This window comes from Streptomyces sp. NRRL F-4489, assembly GCF_001509485.1.
Classification (GTDB): Bacteria; Actinomycetota; Actinomycetes; order Streptomycetales; family Streptomycetaceae; genus Streptomyces.
The window spans coordinates 1-4,070 of record NZ_LLZI01000117.1; the positions used below are offsets into that span (position 1 = coordinate 1).

At 75.8% G+C, this 4,070-nt stretch carries 3 protein-coding genes; 2 read left to right on the plus strand and 1 reads right to left on the minus strand.

Annotated features, from left to right (window positions below):
• Window positions 1–733: 733 nt before the first annotated feature.
• Window positions 734–2,035, plus strand: a complete 1,302-nt coding sequence (locus ADL22_RS12030; RefSeq protein ID WP_420711555.1) for a hypothetical protein — start codon at window positions 734–736, stop codon at window positions 2,033–2,035.
• Window positions 2,036–2,476: 441 nt separating this feature from the next.
• The gene (locus ADL22_RS12035) at window positions 2,477–3,010 is read left to right on the plus strand and encodes a DoxX family membrane protein (protein ID WP_066976989.1); all 534 of its coding nucleotides are present in this window, start codon (window positions 2,477–2,479) and stop codon (window positions 3,008–3,010) included.
• Window positions 3,011–3,807: 797 nt separating this feature from the next.
• On the opposite strand, the gene ADL22_RS12040 is transcribed toward ADL22_RS12035, so the two are convergent.
• Complete coding sequence (locus ADL22_RS12040) at window positions 3,808–4,032, minus strand: hypothetical protein (RefSeq protein WP_066976992.1); 225 nt, start codon at window positions 4,030–4,032, stop codon at window positions 3,808–3,810.
• Between the last annotated feature and the right edge of the window lie 38 nt (window positions 4,033–4,070).

Genomic DNA, 4,070 nt, shown 5'->3' on the forward strand with positions numbered 1-4,070 from the left:
ATGGGGGTGATGGGGGCGATGGGGGACGGTGCGGCGGCGCCCGGGATCCAGGTCCGTGCCGGGGCCGGGATGTCGGCCGGCGTCGCGGGCGGAGCGCTCGTCCGTGCGGTGGTGTGGCCGTGGGCCGGTGCCGGGGTGGTGGTCGAGGGTGTCGCGGTCGGAGCCTCGGCCCGTACTGCGGTCGGGACGTGGGCCGGTGGCCGGGTCCGGACTTGGGGCGGTGCGGTGGGGGCCGGGCCGGCGGCCCGGTGCGGTGGGGCTCCGGTCCCGGTGCGGGGCGTCTGCAGGATCGTTTCCTGGCGGTTCGTGTATCTGGCGCACGGCGGGAAGCTTGCGCAGTGCCGGGCCCGGACAGCCGCCGATCAGCGGCGATTCGTCCGAACGGGGGAAGCCCTGGGAATGCACGTCCGGACGCCAGCGCCCGTCCCGTCACCCGTGGGGGCGGTGGCACCCGTCGCACCGGCCCGGCTGCGGGCCCGTCGCACCGGCCCGGCCTGCGGGGCCGTCGCACCGGCCCGGCCCGCGCCCGCTCCGCCAGCTACGGGCGGCGCGCGCCCGTCTCGCCACCGGCGGGCGGCGCGCGCCCACCCCGCCACCCGCTCCCGCGTCAACCTGCCGCCCCCGTACGAGCCCGCCCTGACCAGGACGATTACCTGCCGGGCCACGCGCCTGGGGCACAATTCCCCTTTCGGAGCAGAGAAGTTGAGACGAGCGGCGGCGGGGCGGTACGGACGTGTCGGTGGATTCGGCGAGCAGGGTGGCCGGAAGGGGCGAGCCGGGAGGCGGCGGAACGCCCGGCGACGGCGGCGCGTGCCGGTGCGGGCAGTGCCCGCACGGCGCCCGCGAGGGGCACCGGCAGGCGCTCTCCGCGTTCGTCGCGCTACGTGAGGACTTCGCCGCCGGGCGGGGTGTACCGGCCGGACTGGCGCACTCCGCCGGCGCCGCCCGGCAATGGGTGTCGGACGAACTGACGCTCTCCGCCAAGGCATTGGCCGAACGGCGGGCCGCGGAGGGTGTCACCTGGGCACCGGCGGTGTCCCGGCGCACCGCGGCGGCGGTGTGGGCGGCGGTGCTGGCCCTGCTGCTCGCGCAGGCCCTGACCGCCCTCGGTACCGGCTGGACGGCGGGCCGCACGGCTACCCTGACCGCCGCCGCCGTACTGGCCCTCGGCGTGACCGCGACGGCCTGGCGCCACCGCCAACACGCCGGGATCATCGCGCCGTTGATCGGCGAGGACCGCCGGCTGTCCACCTCCCGCACGGTCGCCGCGGCATGGGTGCTGGCAGTGCTCTACGCCGTCCTCACCCTGGCCGTACAGCTCGCCGCGGCCCATGGCCCGGAGGGTCGGCGCCGACTCCTCCCGGGCCTGGGCCTGCTGCCCGCGGGCGGGCTGCTGGCCATGCTGGCCATCGCCTGTGCGGTGGCGGTACTGGCCTACGGGATGACCGCCGGGCGGGTCCGGTCCGGACGGGTGCAGAAGGTCCCGGCCGACCGGCCCCGGGCCGCTGACCTGCTCGCCGACGACGCGGGCCGGGGCAGCTTCACCGACGCCCAGTACGTGCTGGTGAACGCGGCCGTACTGGCCTTCGCGCTGGTCCGGCTGGCCGCCGACCCGGCCCGGCTCCCCGCGCTGCCGTGGGTGCTGGTGCTGCTCGCCGGGCTGTCCGGCGTGACGTATCTGGCCGGCAAGGCCGTCACCGGCGGCCGACCGGTCATCCTCTCCATCGTCCGCTCCCGGGAGCTGGGCGACCTCGCCGCGCCGATCCGCACCGGCGACGACATCGAGATCCGCGGCACCGGCTTCGTCCCGCCGGGCGCGGGCACCCCTGACCGCCTGGCCCGCACGATCGTCCGCATCGGCGCGGTGCACGTCCCCGTCCCCCTCGTCCCCATCCCCGGAGGCTTCGCCAACCCCACGGACGGTGTCCTGACCGTCCCCGTCCCGGTCGACGTCGAACCAGGCCCGGTCGACGTCCGCGTCATCACAGCAGCAGGCGCCGAAACCCGCCCCTACCGCATCGAGGTCCAGGACTGAGGAACGCGAACGGCGGAGGCCGAGGGGCCCGAACGGGCTGAAGGTGCTTGGGACGCGGAGGCGGATGAGGGGGGGTGGGACGGGGTGCGGCAAGGGGCAGCGACACGGGTGTAATGCAGAGCCCCGCAGCGTGAACTGCCAGCTCTCATCGACCAGTTGATACTGAACGTCCAGGTCCAGGCCCGGCATGCGGCGCCGACCAGCTGCGGTGTATCGCGGCGCGCGGCGGACACGGCCCGGCTCCGACGCGCCCCGGCCCCCGGCGTCAAGTCCGGCCGCTGTGAAGGGAGTTGGCGGGACGATCCGGCCCCGCGTGCAACGCCGAACGTTCGGTAACCGCCACCCACAGGAATCCCACCCACGTACACCCCGGCGTCTCGCCAAGCCGTACGCGCGGCGGCACAATCGTCTGCTCCCGTAGGCAACGGAGAGGCGAATGCCATGGCCCACGCATACCGCATACGCCCGCCCGACGTGGGTGACGGCCGTACCGGCGGCTTCCGCGGCCGACTGAGCCGCCACGCCCTGCTCCCGCTGCGGCTCTTCCTGGGCGGCACCTTCCTCTACGCCGGGCTCCAGAAGCTGACCGACCCGGCCTTCCCGGCCGCGAGTGGCCATGGCTCGCTCGGCGAGCTGCTCCGGCAGGCGCGTGACACCGCCGCCGTACCGCAGTTGGTGGAGCTGGCCCAGCGCAGCCCGGTGGCCGTGGCCTACGCGCTCGCCGGCGCCGGCGCACTGGTCGGCCTCGGCACCCTCGCCGGGCTGCTGGGACGGGCAGCGGCGCTCGGCGGCACGCTGATCGCCCTCACGCTGTGGCTCACCGTGAGCCGCCCCGCCACCCCGTATCACTACGGCAGCGACCTCGCCTACCTGCTCGCCTGGTCCCCGCTGCTGCTGGCCGGCGCACCCCGCCTCTCCCTGGACGCGGCCCTGTTCCACCGCCGCCGACGCCACGATGCGCGACTCCCCAACTGACCGCCCCGCCAGAGCGAAACGAGCCCCTTCGGTATCCCACGCCCCCACGCGCACCCACAACTCGCTGGCTTTCCGCGCTACGTCGGCCGTCCGTGCCACTTCGCCTGTCCAAGGCCCTACGGCTGCCGCTGCCCGGAGCTCTACGGACGCCCCCCGCTCTACGGCCGCCCCGCGTCCGGCGGTCGACCGGGTCTCTACGGCCGCCCCCGGTCCGGTGGCCGACCGGGTCTCTACGGCCGCCCCCGGTCCGGCGGCCGACCGGGGCTCCACGGCCATGCGCGATCCTTCGGACGCCCAGGGCTTTACGCGTGCCCACCGCCCCGCGGACGACACGTCTCGGCGGATGCCCCCGGCTCTGCGGACTGCCAGGCCCCTACAGCCGCCCAGCCCTGCGGATGACTGTGCCTCTCCATACGCCCCGGGGCCTGCGCACGATCGGTCCTCTCCAACCGCCCACGACCCTGCGGACGCCCAGGGCTCGACGCATGCCCACCGCCCTGCGAGCGGCCAGCGTCCTACGGCCCTCCACAGCCCCACACCTGACCGGAGCCAGCCACGCCAACCGAGCCAGCTACGCCGGCCCTGCCGACCACGGCAGTACCTCCGACCTGGCCTGCTACTACGCCAACCCTGCCGGTCACGCCGTACCGTCCCTCGGCCCCGGTCACGCCAGCCCCAGCGACCGCGCTCGCCCCACCAATCCCGCAAACCGGGCCCGCACGCGCCCCGCACACCGCGCTCGCCCCGGTAACCGCGCCACCCCAGCCCGCCCCGCAGCGCCACCCGGCGCCCCCTGTTCACACCGGCTCCCGGGATGGTGTGTCCCGCTGGTGGTGGCGGCGGGTGGTGGCCCAGACGGCGGTGGTGATGCCGGAGAGCAGCAGGCCGGCGGGGAGGGCGAGGAACAACCAGAGGCCGGGGGCGTGCCAGACGCCGAGGGCGTCGAGGCCGTAGCCGGTGCCGACGGCGAGGGCGGCGACGCCGGTGATCAGGCGGCCGGGTTCGAAGGGGTGGCGCGTCATCGGGGGGCTCCCTGGGGGGTCGGGGCCGAGGCGGGGGG